We start from the raw sequence: 3,457 nt of genomic DNA, 5'->3' as shown, positions 1-3,457 counted from the left end.
CGACGGGGTCCCTCCGCCGAGGAAGACGGTGTCGGCCGGTGGCGGCGTCCCGAGCACCCGCGCACCCAGGTCCAGCTCCCGTCGCAAGCCCTCCAACCACGAGGCGGGCGAGGCCGGATCGTCGGTCGACGACGGCGAAAGGCCCAGGTCGGAGGCGGTGTAGGTGTTGAAGTCGCAATAGCCGCAGCGGGTCGCGCAGAACGGCACGTGGACGTAGACGCCGAACGGGCGCGTGCCGAGCCCGTCGAGGGCGGACGGAGGCAGCGCGCCGTCCGCCGGGGCGGGTTCGCCGCCGGGAGGCACGGAGGGCATGACCCCATTGTCCCCGCGCGCCGGAGTCGCCCCCGTCACGGCGGTGGAATCACGCCGGACGACGTGGCACTCTTGGCAACTGTGCGCGCCCTGGATCCGATGCTCGTCGGTCGACCCCACGTCGACCTCGCCCGCATCGCCAGCGCACTGTGCCCGGGCTGCTGAGCAGCACCGCTGACCGCCCGCCCCCGCGGGCACCCACCACCACGATCGTCAGCAGGTGCGCGCGGCCCCTCTCGGCGTGCTGAGTCAGATGCCGGCGGAGAACGTGCGTCCTGCTCCCCCGGAGGACGTACCACCGATGACCAGCGCTCCGTCCAGCGAAGGCGCCTCGACGCCCGAGGAGTCCTACGCCGAGACCACCCCGCTCGCCGTCAAGGACGTCCCCGACGACACCCCGGTGAAGCCGAAGCCCAAGCCCCGCAAGGGCAAGGCCGAGGGCCAGTGGGCGTTGGGCTACCGCGAGCCGCTCAACAAGAACGAGCAGTCCAAGAAGGACGACCACCCGCTCAACGTCCGCGCGCGGATCGAGAACATCTACGCCCACGGCGGGTTCGACTCGATCGACCCGGCCGACCTGCGTGGCCGTTTCCGCTGGATGGGCCTCTATACGCAGCGCGCCGAGGGCTACCCGGGCACCGACACCGGCCACGTCGACGAGGAACTGCTCGACGCGCGGCACTTCATGCTGCGGGTGCGCGTCGACGGCGGGGGGCTGACGACCGAGCAGCTGCGGGTGATCGGCGAGATCAGCCAGACCTTCGCCCGTGACACCGCCGACGTCACCGACCGCGAGAACATCCAGCTGCACTGGATCCGCGTCGAGGACATGCCGGAGATCTGGCGGCGTCTCGAGGCCGTGAACCTCTACACGACCGAGGCCTGCGGCGACTGCCCGCGCGTGGTGCTCGGCTCGCCGGTCGCGGGCATCAGCGCGGACGAGATCATCGACGGCACCCCCGCCGTCGACGAGATCGTCGAGCGCTTCATCGGCGACCGCTCGCTCGCGAACCTCCCCCGCAAGTTCAAGACCGCGATCTCGGGCCAGCAGGACGTGGCGCACGAGGTCAACGACGTCAGCTTCGTCGGGGTGAACCACCCCGAGCACGGGCCGGGCTTCGACATCCACGTCGGCGGCGGGCTCTCGACGAACCCGAAGCTCGCGGTGCGGCTCGGCGCGTGGGTCCCGCTCGACGAGGTCGGCGACGTCTGGCACGCCGTCGTGCAGGTCTTCCGCGACTACGGCTACCGCCGGCTGCGCACCCGCGCCCGCATCAAGTTCCTCATCGCCGACTGGGGCCCCGAGAAGTTCCGGCAGGTCATGGAGGACGAGTACCTGCACCGGAAGCTCGTCGACGGGCCCGCCCCGGACCCGATCGCGGGCACCATCGACCACGTCGGGATCCACGACCAGGTCGACGGCCGCAAGTTCGTCGGCGTCGCGCCGCCGGCCGGCCGGACGTCGGGCTCGACGCTCGTCGGGGTCGCGAAGGCCGCCGAGGACGTCGGGTCGGGCCGGGTCCGGCTCACGCCGTATCAGAAGATCCTGGTCCTGGACGTCCCGTCCGAGCAGGTCGAGACCCTGACGACGGCGCTGGACCATCTCGGGCTCCCCGCGCGGCCCTCGGTGTTCCGTCGGGCGACGATGGCCTGCACCGGGCTCGAGTTCTGCAAGCTCGCCTTCGTCGACACCAAGAACCGGGCGGGCGAGCTGGTCGAGGAGCTGGAGAAGCGGCTCGAGGAGATCGCGCCGGAGCTCGAGACGCCGATCTCGATCCACCTCAACGGCTGCCCGAACTCGTGCGCGCGCGTCCAGGTCGCCGACATCGGGCTCAAGGGCCAGATCGTCAACGACGCCGAGGGCAACCCGGCCGCGGGCTTCCAGGTCCACCTCGGCGGCGGGCTGGGTCTCGACGCCGGGTTCGGCCGCAAGCTGCGCGGCCACAAGGTGCTCTCCGCCGACCTCGGTCCCTACGTCGAGCGGCTCGTCCGCGCCTTCGTGGAACACCGCGAGGCCGGCGAGCGCTTCGCCCAGTGGGTCGTGCGCGCCGAGGAGGGCCAGCTCTCGTGAGGTCGTTCCCGGTCCAGTACTGCCCCTACTGCGGTGAGGAGGACCTGCGCCCGCGGGAGACCCCCGAGGGCGCGTGGGAGTGCGCGGACTGCCGCAGCACCTTCGTCGTCACCCCTGCAGCGACACCCTCAGCGTTGACGGGAGCACACCAGTGACCAGCATCGAGGCCGACACCCGGCGGGCGGGCGCGCTCGCGGCCGGGGAGACCTTCGCGGCGCTCGAGTCGAGCGCATCGTCGACCCGTTTCGGCCATGTCGAGCTCACCCACGAGATCCTCGAGTGGGCCGCCCGGAACTACGGCGAGAAGCTCATCGTCGCGTCGAACATGCAGGATGCGGTGCTGGTCAAGCTCGGCGCCGAGGCCCGGCCCGGCGTCGACGTGCTGTTCCTGGAGACCGGCTACCACTTCGCCGAGACGCTCGGGACCCGCGACGCCGTCGCGCACGTCTACGGCGTGAACATCGTCGACGCGCTCCCGGATCAGACCGTCGCCGAGCAGGACGCGCTGCTCGGCAAGGACCTCTTCGCGACCGACCCGGGGCAGTGCTGCAACCTGCGCAAGGTCGTCCCGCTGCAGCGGACGCTCGCGGGCTACGACGCCTGGGTGACCGGCGTGCGCCGCGTCGAGGCCCCGACCCGCGCGAACACCCCCCTGGTCAGCTGGGACGAGCGGCACGAGCTGGTCAAGGTCAACCCGATCGCGCACTGGACCGACGAGCAGATGGACGCCTACATCGCCGAGAACGCGGTACTGGTGAACCCGCTGGTCGCCGAGGGCTACCCGTCGATCGGCTGCGCGCCCTGCACCGCCAAGCCGGCGCCGGGCGCCGACCCGCGCAGCGGCCGCTGGGCGGGCTTCACCAAGACCGAGTGCGGGCTGCACGGATGAGCGCGATCGTGAACGACGATTTTCAGACGTCCAGCGTCAGCAACGGGACTTTCCTGACGTCGGGGGCGTCGCAGGTCGACCAGCTCCAGGCCCTCGAGTCCGAGGCCATCCACGTCATGCGCGAGGTCGCAGGCGAGTTCGACCGCCCGGTGATCCTCTTCTCCGGCGGCAAGGACTCGATGCTG

General features: G+C 71.3%; 3 protein-coding genes and 2 pseudogenes. 4 read left to right on the top strand and 1 reads right to left on the bottom strand.

Translation table 11 applies throughout. From position 1 onward, the window contains the following. A pseudogene (locus VGI02_RS02895) lies at window positions 1-312 on the bottom strand (radical SAM family heme chaperone HemW); the annotation flags it as partial. Here VGI02_RS02895 and VGI02_RS29070 point away from each other — a divergent pair. From VGI02_RS29070 to VGI02_RS02880, 4 genes and pseudogenes are all read left to right on the top strand, one after another. Next, a complete protein-coding gene (locus VGI02_RS29070) occupies window positions 208-477 on the top strand; it encodes a putative leader peptide (RefSeq protein WP_414638182.1) in 270 nt (89 codons plus the stop codon). The pseudogene VGI02_RS02895 and the gene VGI02_RS29070 overlap by 105 nt on opposite strands. 136 nt (window positions 478-613) lie before the next feature. Then, window positions 614-2,383: a nitrite/sulfite reductase gene (locus VGI02_RS02890; protein WP_331625743.1), complete on the top strand. Its 1,770-nt coding sequence runs from the start codon at window positions 614-616 to the stop codon at window positions 2,381-2,383. 151 nt (window positions 2,384-2,534) lie between these two features. Beyond that, on the top strand, window positions 2,535-3,272 hold the full coding sequence (locus VGI02_RS02885; protein ID WP_414638181.1) for a phosphoadenylyl-sulfate reductase: 738 nt from the start codon (window positions 2,535-2,537) through the stop codon (window positions 3,270-3,272). Continuing rightward, window positions 3,269-3,457, top strand: a pseudogene (locus tag VGI02_RS02880) (hypothetical protein); the annotation flags it as partial. The gene VGI02_RS02885 and the pseudogene VGI02_RS02880, both read left to right, overlap by 4 nt.

It is taken from the genome of Actinomycetospora sp. (assembly GCF_036497245.1).
Lineage (GTDB): Bacteria > Actinomycetota > Actinomycetes > Mycobacteriales > Pseudonocardiaceae > Actinomycetospora.
This window is presented reverse-complemented; position numbering and strand designations above follow the sequence as displayed.

Coding starts and splice junctions, on each gene's coding strand:
- VGI02_RS02890 (WP_331625743.1), top strand. CDS start 614: ATGACCAGCGCTCCGTCCAGCGAAGGCGCCTCGACGCCCGAGGAGTCC.